Source organism: Cardinium endosymbiont of Culicoides punctatus (assembly GCF_004354815.1).
GTDB lineage: Bacteria > Bacteroidota > Bacteroidia > Cytophagales > Amoebophilaceae > Cardinium.
This window is the reverse complement of record NZ_QWJI01000010.1, coordinates 1-20325: the sequence shown is the minus strand read 5'-3', so window position 1 is coordinate 20325 and position 20325 is coordinate 1. Positions and strand designations below refer to the sequence as shown.

The 20325-nt window shown below is 33.0% G+C and carries 10 protein-coding genes; 4 read left to right on the top strand and 6 right to left on the bottom strand.

What is annotated here, in order from left to right; genetic code table 11:
- Window positions 1-453: 453 nt before the first annotated feature.
- Entirely contained in the window at window positions 454-1320 is an 867-nt protein-coding gene (locus CCPUN_RS02300; protein WP_133281973.1) for a hypothetical protein, read from the top strand.
- 695 nt (window positions 1321-2015) lie between these two features.
- On the opposite strand, the gene accD is transcribed toward CCPUN_RS02300, so the two are convergent.
- Window positions 2016-2876: an acetyl-CoA carboxylase, carboxyltransferase subunit beta gene (accD, locus tag CCPUN_RS02295; protein WP_133281972.1), complete on the bottom strand. Its 861-nt coding sequence runs from the start codon at window positions 2874-2876 to the stop codon at window positions 2016-2018.
- Between the two features lie 305 nt (window positions 2877-3181).
- On the opposite strand from accD, the gene dnaK reads away from it, so the two are divergent.
- A complete protein-coding gene (gene dnaK, locus CCPUN_RS02290) occupies window positions 3182-5110 on the top strand; it encodes a molecular chaperone DnaK (RefSeq protein WP_133281971.1) in 1929 nt (642 codons plus the stop codon).
- An 86-nt stretch (window positions 5111-5196) separates the two neighbouring features.
- On the opposite strand, the gene CCPUN_RS02285 is transcribed toward dnaK, so the two are convergent.
- From CCPUN_RS02285 to secDF, 3 genes are all read right to left on the bottom strand, one after another.
- Window positions 5197-8043 carry a putative LPS assembly protein LptD gene (locus tag CCPUN_RS02285; RefSeq protein ID WP_133281970.1) on the bottom strand — a complete coding sequence of 949 codons (2847 nt, stop codon included), beginning with the start codon at window positions 8041-8043 and terminating at the stop codon, window positions 5197-5199.
- Between the two features lie 147 nt (window positions 8044-8190).
- Window positions 8191-9390 (bottom strand): MFS transporter, encoded by a 1200-nt coding sequence (locus tag CCPUN_RS02280; RefSeq protein WP_133281969.1) that lies wholly within the window; start codon window positions 9388-9390, stop codon window positions 8191-8193.
- Between the two features lie 345 nt (window positions 9391-9735).
- Window positions 9736-12645: a protein translocase subunit SecDF gene (gene secDF / locus CCPUN_RS02275; protein WP_133281968.1), complete on the bottom strand. Its 2910-nt coding sequence runs from the start codon at window positions 12643-12645 to the stop codon at window positions 9736-9738.
- A 1037-nt stretch (window positions 12646-13682) separates the two neighbouring features.
- On the opposite strand from secDF, the gene CCPUN_RS02270 reads away from it, so the two are divergent.
- Window positions 13683-15116 carry a magnesium transporter gene (locus CCPUN_RS02270; RefSeq protein ID WP_133281967.1) on the top strand — a complete coding sequence of 478 codons (1434 nt, stop codon included), beginning with the start codon at window positions 13683-13685 and terminating at the stop codon, window positions 15114-15116.
- A 248-nt stretch (window positions 15117-15364) separates the two neighbouring features.
- Here the strand turns inward: CCPUN_RS02270 and ftsZ are convergent, their stop codons facing one another.
- A complete protein-coding gene (gene ftsZ, locus CCPUN_RS02265; protein WP_133281966.1) occupies window positions 15365-16804 on the bottom strand; it encodes a cell division protein FtsZ in 1440 nt (479 codons plus the stop codon).
- Window positions 16805-16895: 91 nt separating this feature from the next.
- A complete protein-coding gene (gene ftsA / locus CCPUN_RS02260) occupies window positions 16896-18200 on the bottom strand; it encodes a cell division protein FtsA (RefSeq protein ID WP_133281965.1) in 1305 nt (434 codons plus the stop codon).
- Window positions 18201-19248: 1048 nt separating this feature from the next.
- Here ftsA and CCPUN_RS02255 point away from each other — a divergent pair.
- On the top strand, window positions 19249-20097 hold the full coding sequence (locus tag CCPUN_RS02255; protein ID WP_133281964.1) for an RING finger domain-containing protein: 849 nt from the start codon (window positions 19249-19251) through the stop codon (window positions 20095-20097).
- Window positions 20098-20325: the final 228 nt, after the last annotated feature.

Sequence of the window (20325 nt, the reverse complement as noted above, 5' to 3'; positions counted from 1 at the left end):
ATGTATAACAATACCTAATACTAGGGAAATTTTATATACTATAAGTCATATTCTGTTTGAAAATCCATTTATTTATGAATAAAAAGCAATAATAAAAATAAAATAATGTGATAAAAAATTGTAATATTCCAACCTATATGTTGCAATTATTGATCTTTTTTAATATAGTGAAAGTAAGGGCTTGCATAGCGTTTTGTTGGTATTACAGAAATGAGCTTTGCCAATGTAAAGATGGTTATAGTGTTTTGTATTTCATAAGTAGGGGGGATGAGTATGTACTGTTCGACATCTGTTGCTTGATGGGTAAACTACGCTTCTATGGTAAAAATGTGATGCGTGCTACCAGTCTCGTTCTTGATATGTAATGTGTTGGTATCTATTCGTTATATCTCATATAATGAGGAAGATTATTAATGAATTCAGTTAAATAAAAAAATAAAAAACAAAATCTATATGACCAATACAATAATAAAATCGATTCAAAAAATAATAGTTAAGCGAAGGTTAATTTGGACCATTACTAGCTTTTGGTTTTTATTTAGTAATCTTACAAAAACATGTTCTGGGCCAATAGAAGCAAATCAGAGATATTTAAAAAAGATTTTAAACAATAGTGCCGAATCTGAAACGATTTATAAATTTAGTGCTGATAAAAATGCTAAATCAGGGAATGTAAAAGCAGGGATTTCAAGTAATAATGATACTATTGTCCATACTGAATTTAATATTTCTGATAATACATCTAGTAATATTCAAAAAGCCCAACATAAGACTTCTAGTGGCACATCCAGTGGTGCTCAAACAGCACCAGCTAAGAACTCTAGTACATCTAGTGACGATGAAGGATATGAAACAGATACTTCAAATGGTAATAAATCTGGTAATACTGAACAAGAGAGTGATGGGACTTTTAGTAATACATCTAATGACGATAAAAAAAATGAATTAGGGCCTTCAGAGAACCCTGTTGGTGATGGTAACAATCAAGAAAAACCCAAGAAGAGATCTCAGGAACAACAACTAACTATGAGAGAAAAAATGAAAAACAGACGGAGTACATTAACAGGTAAAGCTAAAGAAGGTGAAGAAAGTGACAGTGAGGATGAGTTAAATGAAATACTTCAAGCAAATATAAAGAGAAAGAACGGGCAAAGAGCAAGAGAGGAGCAAGCTCAACGAAGTACATTTCAGGGTAATCAAGTGTTAAGTGCATTTTGCGATAAGGTCAATAGTATTATAGATCAGGGAGATCTAAATAACAAAGAAAACACAGATGTAGATAATCAAGGCGCAACAGATGAAGACTGGAAAAATTCCTAATCATACATACATCTATAAGCAAAAACACTTATTTACATGACAATTTCTTCCCTGGCAAACGAGTTTTTATTATAATGAGACTCCCTTTACTAGGGAAGAAATTATACCTAACAATGCTTTTAGTAACTAGTGTTATAAGGTTTATTAACCAATAACATTGCGAGCCTTATAAATTATAATTTATTCATTATTAAATTAAACCAAACTTAATCACTAAAATGTTTATCCTTTATAAGATGGTATAGTAAATATAACACGACGCAAGAATAAATTGTCATAAATACGCCAATAGCTATTTTCCAAAATTCCATAGATGTATTGAATTTTAATAATGTCTTACAAAAACGGAACAAGTTTATTTAAACCTAACCGTACTAGAGCCTACTATTTTTTCCCTAATTACACATGAAATCTGAAAAAAACATGTTAGGTAATGTCTAATTTAGTGTTATATACACCCACTAAATTAAAGGTTATTACATGTTTTCTAAATCAATGTTTAGAAAGCTTTTTGGAAAAATAACCATAATCCAACCTTGCGTTTTACACAAATTTAGAGCTTTTTTTGTAAAAATCCTAGTTTAAAAAACTTTTATCTCTTACATCTGGTTTCAAAAGGAAATAACTCATCCATGTAACCTTCAAGTTTTGTAGTTACATAGATGAATCAATATCTGATTTATATTGTAATAGCCCTATTTTAGCATTTTTAGCAGTAATGTTATGGTCTCTTTGAGTTTTCTTCTATCTACAATCATATCTAAGAATCCATGTTCTAATAAGAACTCTGCCCGTTGAAAGCCTTTGGGTAATTCCTTCCCAACAGTTTCTCTAATTATCCTTGGACCGGCAAAACAGATAAGCGCACCTGGTTCAGCCATATTAATATCACCCAACATCGCATAAGAGGCCGTTACCCCACCTGTAGTAGGATCTGTTAGTAGGGAAATATATGGAATTTTGGCATGAGCCAATTGGAGTAGTTTAGCAGATGTTTTAGCCATTTGCATCAATGAAAAACTTCCTTCCATCATGCGTGCTCCTCCAGACTTAGATATAATAAGCAGTGGTGTTTTGAACGATATAGCATAATCTATTAGTTGTGCTATTTTTTCACCAACTACACTCCCCATAGATCCTCCAATAAAAGAAAAATCCATGCAGGCAATAGCTAACGGTAACCCATGTATGGTTCCATAAGCTGTTCGTACAGCATCTACCAAATCTGTATTTTCTTGTGCCTGTTTTAATCTTTCCTTATAAGATTTGTTATCTATAAAATTTAAAGGGTCTGTAGATTTGAGCCCTGTATTAATTTCTGTGTATTGATGGTTATCGAATAAAATAGAAAAATAATCTTTTGAACCAATACTCAGGTGATAACCATCATCTGGAACTACTTGCAAATTTTCTTGTAGTACTTTGCTATGTACAATTTTACCATTTGGCGTTTTAATCCATAGTCCATCTGGTAATTCTTTTTTTGCTGAACTTGGTGTAAGAATACCCTTTTTTTTGCGTTTAAACCAGCCTAAATTATCGTTTACTAGACTCATAGAATAGAATTAGGCGTATAATTTATGATGTTATGCATGGTTGCATTTTTATGATTTGCTAAACAATAAAATTTAAAGACTTTACAAAATACAAATAAAGTATCAATAATATATCATATATAAAACCAAGTGGAAGGCAAGGCTATGTCATTTTGTCATACCATTATAGATATCGTATAGTTTGGTATAAACTTTGTTTATATACCTAGAGTAGGTAAATATAGATTCGTTTATTATTTACTTTTCTTATCAAGAAGCGAGGCATTTAATAAAGGATTAAGAAGAACAATACAAACAAAGTAGAAATGGGAAAAATAATTGGAATAGATTTAGGAACAACAAACTCTTGCGTTGCAGTAATAGAAGGAAATGATCCAGTGGTCATTGCTAATAATGAAGGAAAAAGAACTACCCCATCTGTAGTCGCTTTTTTAAATGATGGAAAGGGGGAACGAAAAGTAGGTGATCCTGCTAAACGACAAGCTATTATCAATCCTCATAATACACTCAGTTCCATTAAGCGTTTTATGGGAAAAGGTTATGATAGTGTTGCTAATGAAATTAAGGAGGTTTCTTATAAAGTAACATCTGGAAGTAATAATACCGTACGTGTATCCATTGGTGGTAAACAGTATACTCCGCAAGAAATTTCAGCTATTATCTTGCAAAAAATGAAAAGCTCTGCAGAGGATTATTTAGGTACAACAATTACGGAAGCCGTTATTACTGTACCTGCCTATTTTAACGATGCGGAAAGACAAGCTACTAAAGAAGCAGGTGAAATAGCCGGTCTTACAGTAAAGCGAATTATCAATGAACCAACTGCTGCTGCCTTGGCTTACGGATTAGATAAACAGAATAAGGATATGACTATTGCTGTATTTGATCTTGGAGGTGGTACGTTTGACGTTTCTATTTTAGAACTGGGTGATGGTGTGTTTGAGGTAAAATCTACTAATGGAGATATTCACCTTGGTGGAGATGACTTTGATCAAAAAATAACCGATTGGCTTGCGGATGATTTCTTAAAAGAAGAATCTGTAGACTTGAGAAAAGATCCAACAGCACTACAACGATTAAGAGAAGCGGCAGAAAAAGCAAAAATTGAGCTTTCTAATTCACCTACTACAGAAATTAATCTGCCTTACATTACTGCGGTTGATGGTGTACCTAAGCACTTGGTTAAGCAACTATCTAGAGCGAAGTTTGAACAGCTTGTAAGTGATTTAGTAGCACGGACATTGGGACCTTGTGAGAAAGCACTAAAAGATGCTTTTGGTGATATGCCAAATCCACAAAGTAAAATTGATGAGGTTATTTTAGTAGGTGGTTCTACACGCATTCCAAAAATTCAGGAAGAGGTTGAGCGTTTTTTTGGTAAAAAACTTTCTAAAGGCGTTAATCCAGATGAGGTGGTTGCTGTAGGGGCTGCTATACAAGGTGGTATATTAACAGGAGAAGTTAAGGAAATTGTATTGCTGGATGTAATCCCTCTTTCGCTTGGTCTTGAAACATTAGGAGGCGTATTTACTAAATTAATTGATGCAAATACTACAATTCCAACGAAGAGAACACAAGTCTTTACTACAGCCGTTGACAATCAGTCTAGTGTTGTGGTGCATGTGTTGCAGGGTAATAGGCCAATGGCGAAACATAACCGTACTATTGGTCAGTTCCATTTGTCTGAACTACCACGTGCTAAAAAAGGAGAACCACAAATAGAAGTTACTTTTGATGTAGATGCCAATGGTATATTAAGTGTTTCTGCAAAGGATAAAGCTACTGGTAATGAACAAAGGATTAGAATTGAAGCCTCATCTGGTTTAACGGAAAGTGAGATTAACCGTATGAAGGAAGAGGCAGAGGCTCATGCAGCTGCAGACAAATTAGAAAAAGAACATGCGGAGAAAATGAATCAAGCTGATGCGTTAATCTTTGAAGTCGAAAAACAACTTAAAGAGTTGGATGGTAAAATTGAAGAAGAAGATAAGAAAAATGTCAACGCAGCTTTAGAGGGTCTTAAAAAAGTACATACAGAAAAAGATCTTCCTGGCATTGATAGGGAAATAGAGAACCTTCAAAAGATTTGGAGTGAAGTGATGACAAAGGTGTATCAACAAGTTCAGAATACACAGAAAACATCAGATGCTTCTAACACAAATAACCAGTCTGATGCTACTGCTAGTGGTAATGATAGCCATGTGGCAGATGCTGAATATGAGGAAGTAAAATAACCTTCAATGGTATAAATTATAGCGGCTTTCTTCATGCTTTGAAACGAAGGAAGCCGCTTTTTTTATATACATGTGTGGTATGGCCATTATTTCACTTTATTGTAAGACCTTTTTCTTGGTAATTTTAGTGCCTTTAATGCATTGGCTTTAATGCCTAAGGAGAAATCATATTTGGCAGGAGATGCAAGAGGATTCCATTGATAGCTAAGTTGCCAACAATGCAAATCTCGTTGGATAGATATTTCTGTGGCATAGGGATCTAGCTTGTTTGTATCAAAATTATATGTGCTACGTGCACTGAGCTTCCATTTTTTAACTAGCGTAATGCTTCCATTAAAAGTTATGTACTTCTGTTTCGTGTAGTTCAGCTCGCCTACGTTGTATTCGTATAATCTATTATAAATCCAATTGAACTCCCAACCGCAACTCCAAGGAGTTTCAAAGTCTATCTTATGTTCTTTTTCTCCAATTTTATTTTTTAATCCATTGCCACTGCTATCATTCAATAATGCTTTCTTTTTTTCTTTTTTATCTTTTGAGTTGTGTGTGGACTGAAAATCCATACTTAATTTAAACTGTGCCTTTTTTACTTTTCCTAAATATTGGCCATGGTTCCACGAAAATTCATTAATTGGTTTTTCTTTAATTTTTTTATCCTCTGAGGGTATCAGTGGTGCAGATAGATAAGGATCAAATTTAGTAGTTAGATCAAAAGTAGCTTTGCCTAATTTCCATATTTTTGCCTCACTAGCAATCTTTATATCAATACCATCGGTTAAATGGAACTCTTTTGCTTTAAAATCATATGTTGTCTCAAAATCGAGATTTTTTAAAAGAAAAACTTTATGACTCTTCTTTTTTTTCTTTTCAGTATCTTCCTTTCTTTCCCTCTTTACTTTTAGCTCAACGGTGTTTTTTAATTGAAGCTTTAATTCAGCCGTAGCTCGATACGGTAAGTTTTTTGTAGGTGAGAAATTTTCGAATAGGTATTTATTTTCAATTTTGTTTTCATTATTAGTTACTTCTTGAAAGAACCCATACGCTTTTTTTGAAAAGTCAGGGGTATAAGTAAAAGTAGTGTTTGGTTCCATTTTAATACGAAACCCTTGTATAAGCTGTTCTTCACTAAAATAACGTGTATAAAATAGGTTTGTTTGTAGTGATCCTCCAAAACTCCAACTATAAACCCGATTAAATCCTGGTACATGTATGGGATCTTCACCCTGTTTGAAAGATAGTTTTTTCCAATACCATGCTTCGCTATAAGTAAAATTCGGAATAAAACTAAAATATTCAAATAGCTTACAATCTAAGCTAACAGGTATGGTATGAAGTATACCATTTTCTGTATAAATATTCCACTTTGTATCTGATGGAATTTGGATTATATCCTTTTTTGAACTAAAAATAGAAGAGGAGTCTGGGTCTTCTTTTGAATTTTGAAATTGATTTTCAAATCTTATTGTGTGTTTTAAATGTATTTTCTGGAACCAACGTTGTGTTCCTCCAGTATGTTCTCTTTTAAAAGGATGCCAAGAACCTGTTAATGTGCCTTCTGGTAGAGTCCAATGTGCAAAATTGGATTTTAGGTTTTTATCATACTTTGCTTTCACTGCTAACTCATAGGGCAGACCTACTAGTTTATCTTGATAAGATAAACTACCGGAGGATTTGTTTTCTCCTTTATGTTGTGTTTTTGTGTATTCATCATCTGTATCCGTTGTTTTATGTGATTTGTTGCGTAATGCAATATGGGCATTTAAGCTTCGTACACCATAACCTAGTGTTTTATGTGTCCATTTGAGAGACCATATATTGTCCTCTTCTCCTTTTCCTTTGTCTATATTATAATCATAGCTAATATCTCCACTGAATGAATATCTTTTTTTGTAACGGAGCTCATTTTTTAGTTCAGCAGTACCATTAGAGTAAATACTACCTAAAATGGAGAAATCGACATAATCATCAAAGTTAAAATAATATCCACCATTGCGGAGATAAAAACCATGCGTTGTTTCTTCACCTATTTCCGGTGGAATAATACCGTGCGTACGCTTACCTTCTAGAAAGAGTGTACCAAAAATAAAGCCTAGTGGTGTAGGAACACCATCAAAATAGAATCGAAATGGACCAGAAGTAATCTGTTTATCTTGAACCATTTTGGCTCGTTTTGTTTTTATGTAAAAATGAGGCTGTGCTAAGCCACAAGTTGTGTATATAAGATCTTTGGCATAAAATGTTTCTTCATCCTCTTTTTTAATCTGTTCACTTTTTATAACAGACTCTTCCTGTTTGGTAAGCAATTTGTGTACTAGGGCGCGTTTTGTATCAATATTATATCGAATTTTTTCCATAAAAAAAGTTCGTGTTGTGGTAGTGCCCTCTTTCCCATATTTGTCTTTTTGTACATCCTTATAAGTAAACATAGGATTGCCTATCGCTTTCCCATGTTGATCTTTTGTGCCTTCTGCATCAATGGTGTGTTCATTCAAGTTTAATGCAATGATATCTGCCTCTAGTTTCATCGTATCATAGGTGAGGGTACTCGTTCCACGTAAAGACAAAATATTTTTTTTTGCATGGAAAATAATTTCCTTATCTGATTGATAATAAACGATTTCTAGTTCTTTTTCCCCCTTCTTTTTGGTTGGTACAGCAATATTTCCCCTTGCATTTTTAAAAAATAAAAACCATTTTACAGCATTTTCATTGGTAAAGCGTCCATATTTTTTTCTAAGCCAAGTATTGGGAAAGCTCCAGGTTTTATATTCAGGATCATAAGAACGTATATTGTTATGATCATAAGAAAAATCATTTATTAATTGATAATCAATTGATAAAGCAGTGAGGCCATTTAAGGAAAAGAGAATTACAGCAACAATACGTAAAAAAATAGGCCTAGTCACACAAACAAATTTTACTTTTTTATTCACCTTTTAGAGTTGGAGAGATGTTCTCAAATACAAAAGTAAGCAAACATTTTTTAATAAAGATGAGTTATTTTGAATAAAATCATTTTTAAAAGAGGCCGAATTTACTAAAAGTACAAATATGCTATCTAGATTCAGCCATTTATGCATTTACGTTGTACTACTATTTTTATTCGAAAGAGATCTTAGATAAAGTTTAACAATTGGTCCTGTCATACGCAATGAGAATAGAGAACATAAAACACATCCTACAAATGGAGGGGCTATATCCCAGATAGGTTGAAGCATAATACAAGAAGGTACTAGAGCACCAATACCATAGGCAATTGATTTTACTACTGCATCTCCTGCTAAAATAACATGTGCTAGTTTCTCTTTTTTTGTTAAAGCTTGTCCTATAATGGAGTTAGCTGTTCTAAAAAAATAAAGTCCCATTCCATAAATTAGAGCTGTGCATTGTAAGTATAATGGCTGAATGGAATAAAAAGCCATAACAGCAGCAGAAACGACAAAGATAGGGCTGATGTATAAAAATAGAATAACGAACCCTGGTTTTTTGTTTAACATCCAGGATCCTACTATACCACTTAGTATAAATCCTAAGTTTATAATACTTAAACTACAACTATGTAAATCTGCATTGACTTGGCTATTACCATCAGCAATTTTTGCAACTAAAATAGGCAAACTAATGATATATGATACGGTTGCTATATGATTGATCATACGAAAACTGGTCATACGTAAAAGACCTGGGCTGCTAGCTATTTCTTTAAAACCAGTTAGAATACCAAGCGGATGTATATTTGACGCTTTAGTAGCAGGGTTTACAGCTAGAAATAACTGCCATGGTATGGTTCTTAGCATATAAATAAAAATACAAAAAACTAAAAGGTACTTGAAACCTAACTTACCTATGATTACTTTGGCACCGAAAGGAGCTATAACATTAAAGAACTGTAAGAACAATTGGAAGGTAGAGAAAAAAAAAGGTTTTTCACTAGCTCCGATTTGCTTACTAATAAAGGCAAGTCCATTGGAGTGTTCTATACTCATAATACAAGCAAGCGTAAATAATGTAATTGTACAAACACGTACATTAACTGTACTGTACCACAATAAACAAAATAAAGTAAATCCTGAAATCAAGACCGTACATATACCTATTGTGTAGGCGGTGAAACGCCTAAATAAAAAACCTCCCAATACACCAGCACAACCTATTCCTAATAAACTGGCTGGTTCTAAATAAGCTGCAGAAATTCCAGTTTTGTCTGTATCAAACAGTGTTATTGAAAATCCAACTATTAACATATTAGGTACCATGGAGCTAAGTCCATTTAAAATCATATAAATTAGAAGAATTTTTTTGATTGTTAATTTTGAAAACATATTTATAATATTAGTTTAAGTATATTATTTAAGCTCCACAGGAGCGATTTTATCTAGCTTCGGGTTCCTGTGAAGCTTTTAATATTTCTTCCCTAGTTGGGGAAGAACTTTTTCTTCCCTTTTGTCCTTCAAAAAAGTAAAAGTCCCTTCGGCAGGCGGTTTACAGTAAAGTAGGTCTTACTAACCCATATTAACTACTGGTTCCTAAGAAATCTTTACGATTAATTGCTCTTTAGTTTGATTTGTTGTCAATAGGCATTATCGTACAATATACACTTATTATTGTATTAATCATACCGCACGTTATTTCTGGCACTGTTTTCTATTCTTAGTAGAAGAAGGTCCAAAATCTACTAATAGAGGAGCTGCTATACAAATAGAAGAGTAAGTTCCAAACATTATACCTAGTAATAATGCAAATGCAAAACCCCGTAATGCTTCTCCTCCAAATAGAAATAGAATAGCAACAACAAGTAATGTAGTTAAAGAGGTTATAAGGGTTCTGCTTAGTGTTTCTCGTATAGAATCATTGATGACCGTTGAATCCATAGTCATATTTGTTACCTTTTCTCTTATACGGTCGAAAATGACTACGGTATCATTAATAGAATAGCCAATAACAGTAAGCATTGCTGCTAAAAAAACCTCATTTATTTCATAATTAATTCCAAAAGCACGTGCAATACAAACTCCAGCAATAACTGCTAACGCATCATGCATAAGTGCGAATACAGCAGCTAATCCAAAGCCCCACTTTCTAAAACGCAGTGCAACGTAAAGAAAAATACCAAATAAAGCAAGTAGTATTGCGGTTTTTGCACTTTTTTGAACATCTTGTGCTACTGTAGCCCCCACTTTATTACTGCTTACGATATTGAAAAATTCTTCTTGAGAAGATACTTCTGTATTTTGTGCGTGATTATTAGTTAGCTCTTTTAATGCAGTGACCACTTTCTCAAGAACTTTTTGATTGGACAATGGAGTGTTTTCGTTACTTAAGTAACTAGTAGTAATTTGCATTACATTATTTGATCCATATGTGCGCACTTCTACTACCTCTCCAAACTTGTCTGATAACGCTGTTTTGAGTAAGGATGAGTCCATAGGCTTACAAAAGTTTATAATATAAGAGCGACCACCTGAAAAGTCTACTCCCATGGTAAGGCCTTGGTTCTTATAAAAGAAGTAAGCGCCTAAAGCTATAAAAGATAGAGAAAATGCATAAAAACGATAGCGATGCTTTATGAAATTAATCTGTATATTTTTAAACATACCAGGAACTGTGCCTCCATAAGAGAAGGTAAAATTCGGCGTGCGGTATGCATCTATAAAGTAAGTGAAAAATAATCTTGTTATAAAAACAGAAGAAAAAACAGAGCTAATAATTCCAATCATGAGTATAATGGCAAAGCCACGGACTTGTCCTTGCCCAAGATAATATAATATAGCTCCGGTTAGGAATGTCGTAATATTAGAATCAATAATAGAACTAAAAGATTTTTTATAGCCACGACTAATGGCGTCTTTTATATGCACTTGCTTGGCTATTTCCTCTCGAATTCGTTCAAATATAAGCACATTTGCGTCTATAGACATGCCAATGGTCAGTACAACTCCTGCAATACCTGGTAAGGTTAAAGTTGCATCAATCTGTGCTAAAACACCAAGAATAAAAAGCAAGTTAAATAAAAGGGCAAAATTAGCTACCATTCCTCCCTTTGCATAATAGATCATCATAAAAATGAGTACCAGACTAAGCCCTATCATGGTTGCGATAATTCCTTGGTTTTGGGCTATTTTCCCCAAACTTGGACCTATGATTGCTTCTTCAACTATTTTAAGTGGTGCTGGTAAGGAACCTGTTTGTAATACACTGGCTAAATCTTTTGCTTCTTCTACGGTAAAATTACCAGATATTTCTGTGTTCCCATTGGGAATCTCTGCATTTACTTTTGGGGCTGAATAGACCCGATCATCTAATGTTATAGCAATATGTTTACCCATATTATTTGCTGTGATTCTTCTCCACATACGTGCTCCTTCGTTGTTCATTTGCATGTTTACAATTACTTGGTTACTATTGTCACGTAAAGATTGGATTGCACTGGTAATAATATCACCTTCTAAAAGTGGTTTTTGCTCTTTAGATTGTTTAATTGGGTATAGGTGAAATACTTTTGTTCCATCATTGAGCGTTTGTTCTTTCCTGTCCCACATCCAAACAATCTGTTTAGGCATTAATATCTTCACTTCTTTTCTAGAAAGCATATTTTCTATTTTAGGTACATCTTCACTACTGTAGGCTAATCCATAAGGGAATGGATATTTAGAAAGTCTCCTAATAATAGATTGTTTCGGCATTTGTTTCTCTTTTTCCTCTTGGGTAATATCTTTTGGAAGTGTTTTTTCTAATGCACATTGTTCTTCTTTAACTAGAAAATTATCTAAAGCTTCTAGCTGTGAAGTATACTCGTTAGGCTCTGCTACTTCCCAAAAACGTAATTGCGCTACACCTTCCAGCAGCTTTCTAACCCTTATAGGATTTGTAACACCTGGAAGTTCAATACGAATTCTTCCTGTACCAGGCAACTGTTGAATGTTTGGCTGTGAAGCACCAAACTTATCTAATCTAGAACGTAAAATGGTAAGCGAGCGATCTAATGCAATGGCAATCTCTCGGTCAATAGCTTTAATGACATCTTGTTCATTGGAAAAATTATACTGTCTAGCTTTATTTGCAGAAGTAATAAAAACACCTGTTAAATCCCCTTCTGGCACAAGCTTCTTGTAAGCTGCCACAAATCGTTTGGAAAATGACATATGTGTACTTTGTTCTTGTTCCACCTGTGCCAATGTAAGTGCTTCCAAAAAAAATGGATCTGCATTATAAGAGGCCAATGCTTTTACAAGCTCAGATGGTACAATTTCCATAGTTACATGCATGCCACCTTGCAGGTCTAAACCAAATTTCAATGAACGTTCTTTTACCTCTTCGTAGGTATATGAAACGCCAAGTAGATTATATACAGGTTTTTTCCAAACTTCCATTAAATAAGCTTGGGTACAATCAAAATCTACTTTCCCTTGACTATCCATAGCCTGTTGTTCAGCTTGGCGTTGTACGCGGTAGTCCGCAAAAGTAAAAGAAAGGTAATAAAGTGACAGCAAGGAAATAACAGCAGTCAGAAAAAGTATTATGTTTCTAGATTTCATTATTTATCTAAATCTGAATTAATTTTTAATTAGGTGCTATCTAAGCACAATTATATATTGATATTCTATTGGTTTATAAAATCAAATTTTACTTATTGTCTATATATAAAACTGCGAGTTATAAACTCGCAAGTCTGTTAATTTTTTTAAAAAATCAAGTGAGATCTTTTTTATAATGCAAAGATATAAATAAAAATCAATACTTTCGTTGTAAATTGAATTTAAATAAAGAAAGTTTTGTTACATGTTTATGCAACAAATGTATTATATTAGCTTTTATATGAAATATAATTACGCATCAATAGGCAAAAAATTACACTTTGTAATCATATTTTAGATAAAGACATTCTTACTATCTGTTATTCAAAATATTTATTTGAGATGATTGTGAAGGGTAATTTTTTTTATTAGTAATTTACTCTAGATTCTATTAAATTTAGCCTCTTTTGGGGTTATTCCGTTTTGCTGGAAAATGGAGAAATATCAATAAAAAGACTACAACAATAAATGTGTCTTTTTTATATATCTATGGGGTGTTTTTCCTGTTTTACTATGGATTTAATTGTTGAAACTGACATTCCGCACTAAAAAAACATAATTTTTTATTTATTTTTATAATTGATTAAGAATTAATTATGTAAAAATGACAGCAACAGATCTTCCTAGTCAAAGTAAAAATTTGTACAGAATACAATCTTTCAGATCGATTAATTAGTAATAATTACGTCTTTTTCTATTGTATAGTAACTTTTTATTTAGTATAATAATGCATGACCTTAATCATTCTTTAAGAAATAAGAGCCTAATTAAGCAAGTATTTACATAAAATGCTGTTTTTGAAGTAAGATTAAATGGTTTTTATCCTGTCAAGCGAGGTTGATGCAGTCAACACGAAAAATAAAAAATCTGAAAATTTTGTGCGAAATGTCGGTTGAAAACATTGATGAGTAAGTAAGGAGTTTTTGTCAGGGTGTTTCTTAATTTAATCTATTTAATATTGCGTCATGTTATTTGTATATAGCTAAAAAACAACGATTATGAAACAAAATAAATGGAAGTTGGTTATGAAGTGGATAAAAACATTTTTTACAAATCTACAACAAAAAAAAGCACCCATTAACCCAGACCATATACCATATATACAAAAAGGGGATATTTTAGCAAAAAGTATTCCTGGAACACTTAAGAGGAATTTTGATAAGCTTCCCCTTGAGGAACAGGCGTTGGTATTTTCATTATTACGTGATGAAGAAGCTCAAAAGGAACTTTTTAGCGCGATGTCTAAGAGCGATTTTTTAAGAATTTTTAGAGAAATGCCCGAAGATGGACGTGTTGATTTTTACCATAGATTAAATAGATCGGAACTTAAAGTTTTTAATTCTTTTTTTGAAATAGAAGATAGAAAATTCGTTAAAGAGTTTGAAGCTATTACAAATAGCCCATTAGTAGGTGTTATGAATCAGCAGTTTATAACGATATCTCATTTCCTGACAGTAGGAGAGGCAACGGGTATACTTCGAGAACAAGAAGCTCAAGATGCAAAAAAGAAGGCCATGTTACTACAGAAGAAGCCTTACCTCGTTTACGTAGTAGGTATCGACGGGCAATTGGTTGGAGTTACTTCTGTAAATAATTTATTCTTTCGCTCGCCTCAAGAGAAAATAGCAGATGTGCTAGATTCAAATTTTATATTTGCTACTATAGATGAAGAACAGGAAGTGGTTGCAAAGAGGCTCGAAGAGCATGAATTGATAAGCATTCCTATTCTAAACAATGAAAGGAAAATGGTAGGTCTTCTAACCTATGATGATGCCATAGAAATTATTAGGGATGAACAAGATAAAGATATGGAGATGTTTGTGGGTATTTCTTCGAAGGAGGAAAAAGACGAAGACCCATCTGCATCAAACTACCTAAGTATTTCTAGCATAGTACATCTCAAAAAAAGAATAAAGTGGATTCTAATAGTATTTGTGGCTAGTGTTATTAGTCACATTTTTACACATGTTAATAGTGCCTTTTTTACACCATATAACCTAATTTTTTACATTAGCATGATTACAGATACAGGTGGGAATGTAGGTAGTCAAGCAGCATCTGTAGTGCTACAAGCACTTAATCGTGGTCAAATTACACTATCAGATTGGCTTAGAATTCTCTTAAAAGAGATAAAAATTGCTATGATGCTTGCATCTGTTTTATTCTGTATAGCTATAGTAAAAATATTTTTGATTAAATACATAGGTGTAGAAGAACATCAAACTACCTATCTCGTCATGTTTGTGGTAAGTTTTAGTATTGTTATACAGGTTATTTGTTCGGCTGTTATAGGAGCTTCCCTTCCATTGGCTGCGAAATACCTTAAGGGGGATCCTGCAGTAGCTGCAAATCCTGTTATTAATACGGTTGTAGAGTTCTTAGGAACGGTAATTTATTTTTTTGTAATCTACTGGTTGCTTCCTCCCAAATAAAAATTTATTTTTTACCTTCCTTCCGATATTGAGCTATTTTCTGGTTAAAAAACTTTTTTTTACAAAAAAATGGAAATTAGACCTGTTTGCGTAAGTCAGCCAGGTAAAAATTTAGGTTGCTACATATTAGGATTTGAACATAAACGACCAAAATAGCATATTATTTGTCATTTTATAATAAGGAAAAATGGATTTTTGAGTAGATTTTAATCTGCCCCCAAGTGGGCCCGAGGACTTACGCAACAGGTCTATTTATCCAATTTATCCTCTAAATCATAGCGAATCTGATCTTGATTAACATCCATATTGGCATCAATCTCATCAAGCTGGATTTTTTTTCTCAAATAAGCAGGTATTTCTAGTTGCTCTTTTATATAAAAGTCTTCCCAAACGCGCTCTTTATTACCATATTTATTATTCCCTGTTATCCTGTGGATGTATTTCCATTCTTTATCAGGCTGTATGTCTTGTGATTTAGTAAAGGGTAGTGTTAGTTGTACAGGTGCGGTTTCATTAGAGGCTGTTATACCCTTTTTTTTTGTAAGGGGGGCGTGAAAAATTATGGCATCCTCTTTTTGTATCATTTCGGATTTATGCTTATTGATTAATGGTTGGGAGGATAGCGGATAAGTATGCTCATTATGCATGGATCTACCCATAGAACCAACATCTTGTTTTTTATAGTCAAAAATACGGACGTTGTCTGTTACCTGATCTCTATTAAAGCCAGTTGCAATAACTGTAACCCTAATACCTTCTGTCATTTCTGAATCAGATCCATGTCCAAAAATCATTTCGGAATCATTACCAGTCTGTTCTTGTATATAATTGGTAATAACTGTGAGTTCATCCATTTGTAACTCTGCTGTTTGGCCAGATACAATAGACAATAGTATTTTTTTTGCTCCTCGAATGTCTGTATAGTCTAATAGGGGAGAGGCAAGCGCCATTGCAGCAGCACGCAAGGCTCGGTCTTCACCTTCTGCTTCACCAGAGCCCATAACAGCTGCCCCAGCGCCTTTCATTACCGTTTTTACATCTTCAAAATCTACATTCACATACCCAGGTACAGTAATAATCTCTGCAATACTCTTAGCAGCAGTTGTCAGTACGTTATCTGCTTCCAAAAATGCTTTGCTAATAGAAAGGTTTCCTAATGTTGTTTGAATTTTGTCATTTAAAATAATGAGCACTGTATCGCAATGTTTGCGTAATTCGTTGATCCCCTCTTGTGCTTGTAAATACTTTTTTTTCCCTTCAAAGGAAAATGGAAGTGTAACAATACCCACTGTAAGGATATCTTGCTTACGGGCAATACTAGCAATAACAGGTGCTGCTCCTGTGCCAGTGCCACCACCCATCCCAGCTGTGATAAAAAGCATTTTTGTTTCGCTATCAAGTAACTCTCGAATGCTTTCTTTGCTTTCTAATGCAGCATTACGTCCTACTTCCGGGTTTGCACCAGCTCCTAATCCACTGGTAAGTGCTGCGCCAATTTGGAGTTTATTTTGTATGGGGCTGTTTTGTAAAGCCTGTACATCTGTATTGCATACTATAAATGAAACATCTTTAATGCCACGTTTATACATGTTATTAATTGCATTACTGCCGCCTCCACCTACACCTATGACTTTTATAATGGATTTATGGTGAGATGGTAAATCGAATTTATATCTGATATCTTTCATAATTCATACAATGATCTTTCTTGCTTTTTAGACAATTTACAGAGAAGCAAGTTGCTGCCAAATGACCATTTACTACAATTTTTTCTTTTGATTATTTATCATCATAGTCGTCTACTAAAAAAGATTTTGTTTTTGTAAGTATGTTTGTAAAAGAAAATCTTCCCTTTTTTTCTTTTTTTATATTTTTTCTGGAAAAATCTAAATCAGCTGACTGAGTAGCCTTATAGTATGTTTGTCTATAATCTAATGATTTAAAACCTGCCAAGGTTAGTCCAACTGCCGCTGCATAACTTGGATTACGAAGATGTATACTACTTTCTTCTTCTAAATATTCATCTGGCAATCCTAAACGGGTTTCTAATCCAGTAATTTGTTGCATAATGGATTGTATCCCTGGCAAGTTACCACTTCCACCTGTTACCACAATTCCAGCAACTAATTTCTCGTAAAAATCTGAAAATACAATTTCTTCATGGATAAATTCTATGATCTCTTCTAAACGTGCCTTGATAATTTTAGAAATATTGCTTATTATCACTTCTTTTGGGGAACGATTGCGCAGGCCTGGAATAGTTACCATAGCTTTGGCAGATAATGCTTCTGGCTGAATACTGCCAAATTTTATTTTGAGTAGTTCTGCTTGACGTTCCATAACCATGCAACTCTTCTGTATATCAGATGTAATTATATTTCCGCCTATGGGAATAGTAGCTGTGTATCGAATAATGGAATCAAAAAATATTACTATATTAATAATGCTTGCACCAAAGTCAACCAAACAAACACCAGCTTCTTTTTCTTCATCACTAAGTACAGCCAAGCTAGCCGCTAAACAAGAACTCATAACTATTTCTGCTTCTACTCCTGCTTTTTTTATACACTTATGTATATTTTGAATAGCATGTGTTTTAGCTGTAATAATATGGAAATCAGCTTCTAATTTTACGCCCAGCATACCTACTGGGTCTTGAGTAACTATTTCATAGTCTATGGTATATTCTTGTGGCATAGCATAGATCATCTCTGTTCCAGGAGGCGTTACAATACGATACATATCCTTTGTAAGCTTGTTGATATCATCTACTGTGATCTCCTGTTCTACAGAATCCCTAGTAATGCTTCCAGCATGATAGGCACTTGCAATATGTTTGCCTGCAATATTTACATTGACTACATTGACACTTATACCAGAGTCTTCTTCTGCAGCTTGTAGCGCTTGTTTTATAGAAACAGCAGCTTTATCTATATTGACAATCATACCACGGACTATACCGTCTGATGTAGCCTTGCCCATACCTAAAACTTCAAGCTTATTGCTATCATATTGGCTTTGAGTTCCTATAACTACACAAATTTTGCTGGTGCCTATGTCGATACCAGCGATAATATTTGACATACCTAAATGAATAAAAGGATATACGGTGGCATCGTTACTTTAACAGTAAGTTTTAGAGCCAAGTTTTGTATACTTGAACCAAACCCACTAAAAAGTTCGATATAGCTGCCTTACTTTAAGTAGGATAATTTATGAAAATTTATTCAGAGTATAGAGCAAAAGTATTTTTATTTGTATGCAGAGTTGCCTAGTCTGACCACTAAATCTATTCGATGAATTTTATATATATATTATTTTGCAAAATTTCACTTAATAATTTTAGTAAGATCTAGTATGTTTAGGTTTTTTACATATAAATTCATTTCGTGATTAAAATACAAAAAAATAAATATTCCAACCCACATTCCGCACCAAAAAATGCAAATCTTACAATTATTTTATAATTGATTACTAATAATTTTTATAATTGTATAGTAATATACTTTCATAGCCAAAGTAAAACTTTGTACAGAGTATAAGTTTTAGAAACTACTAATTAGTAATAATTTTTTGCTTTACTATTGTATGGTAACTTTTTATTTAGTATAATAAGGAAGCAAACCTAATCATTCATTATGAAATGAGTGTTTCATTAAACAATATATTCTACAAAATGTTGTTTTTGAAGTAATATTAAATAGTTTTGATGTTATCAATTGATCTTAATTTAATTAATAAGAATCTAAAAAAAGGTGCGGAATGTGGGTTCCAATATAATTAGCTAATAAATAATGTGTAACTACTCAGGTACCCTGTGTTCTGCATACAACAGCTGTTATTTTTATAGTTGATTTGTAATTAAATATAAAATTCTTGGTAAAAATTTTGAGTACATTTTCTGATATGTTAAAATTTATAAAAATATTTATATTTAACAATCAGTTATTTTTAAAAAGTTCAAGAAAGGTATTTGGGTAGTTGCAATAATGTGCAAAATTGGAATATTCCAATAATTTTTATACATTAATGTCATATATAATTCAATTGCCAATTCTTTGTTTTTAACAATTTGGTGCTTGAAAAGCTAATAAGTAAGTTTTCTTATGATAGATTTAAATATATTTTGATTATGATTTTATACAATTTTTATGTTCTCTTGAAAAAAGTTAGAGGTAGTAGTCTATGTGCCTTTGTAATCTTATTATATGTTATTAATAGCAGTTGTACAAGAAGCTTGACCTATATACATAATGTCTCCTCTCAACTTAGTGAGCCGGTAGGAAGTACTCTTTCAATTAGCTACTCAGGCCAAGACGCGGAATTAAAGAGGGCATTGGATTTGTTGAAATATAAGCTAGAAGAGGTAGATCATTTTGGTAATACATCATTACATAAAGCAGCTAAAAAGGGTGATTATGAAACAGTTAAGATTTTATTAGACAATGGAGCTGATAAATTTAAAGTGAATAAACACGGCTATACTCCTTTAATGATGGCGGTTATATCTAGACATCATCATCTAAAAGAATTATTATCTTCAGAATGTTCTATTTGCTTTCAAGATTTATGTCTTTCAAATTCTGAAAATATAGTCATATTACCCTGTCATTCTACGCACCAATTTCATAAGGATTGTATGGTTGAATCAATTCGTATGGGAAATGAGGAATGTCCACTATGTCGTAAACATGTTGATGATTCTTTTATGGAAGATAGTTTATACTTAAAGGAGTGTCCTATTTGCTTGGCATATATGAATCTTTCAAATCCTAACGATATAGTCATATTACCCTGTCATTCTATGCACCAATTTCATAAGAATTGTATGGTTGAATCAATTCGTATGGAAAATGAGGAATGTCCATTATGTCGTAAACTTATTGATCAAAAATTTATAAAAACCAATAAGTTACAGCGTTCGCTTGCTTTTGGAGAATATGTAATGGCATTTTCTAGATATGGCGTGTATTATAGATAAGACCTGTTGCGTAAGTAAGTATGTCAAAAATTCAGGTTTCTACATATTAGGATTTGAGCAAAAACGATCAAAAATAAGGACGCAATAGCACACTATTTGTCATTTTATAATGAAGGAAAATAGATTTTTGGTGGTGGTACAAATATATGATGGGATAAAAGACTGACATTGAGGATTTTCCACTATATTTGATAAAAAACGGCTAATTTTCTCAAAGAAATATATCAT

Coding starts and splice junctions, on each gene's coding strand:
- accD (WP_133281972.1), bottom strand. CDS start 2,876: ATGAGTCTAGTAAACGATAATTTAGGCTGGTTTAAACGCAAAAAAAAG.
- CCPUN_RS02270 (WP_133281967.1), top strand. CDS start 13,683: ATGAAACAAAATAAATGGAAGTTGGTTATGAAGTGGATAAAAACATTT.
- secDF (WP_133281968.1), bottom strand. CDS start 12,645: ATGAAATCTAGAAACATAATACTTTTTCTGACTGCTGTTATTTCCTTG.
- CCPUN_RS02300 (WP_133281973.1), top strand. CDS start 454: ATGACCAATACAATAATAAAATCGATTCAAAAAATAATAGTTAAGCGA.
- dnaK (WP_133281971.1), top strand. CDS start 3,182: ATGGGAAAAATAATTGGAATAGATTTAGGAACAACAAACTCTTGCGTT.
- ftsA (WP_133281965.1), bottom strand. CDS start 18,200: ATGTCAAATATTATCGCTGGTATCGACATAGGCACCAGCAAAATTTGT.
- CCPUN_RS02280 (WP_133281969.1), bottom strand. CDS start 9,390: ATGATTTTAAATGGACTTAGCTCCATGGTACCTAATATGTTAATAGTT.
- CCPUN_RS02255 (WP_133281964.1), top strand. CDS start 19,249: ATGATTTTATACAATTTTTATGTTCTCTTGAAAAAAGTTAGAGGTAGT.
- ftsZ (WP_133281966.1), bottom strand. CDS start 16,804: ATGAAAGATATCAGATATAAATTCGATTTACCATCTCACCATAAATCC.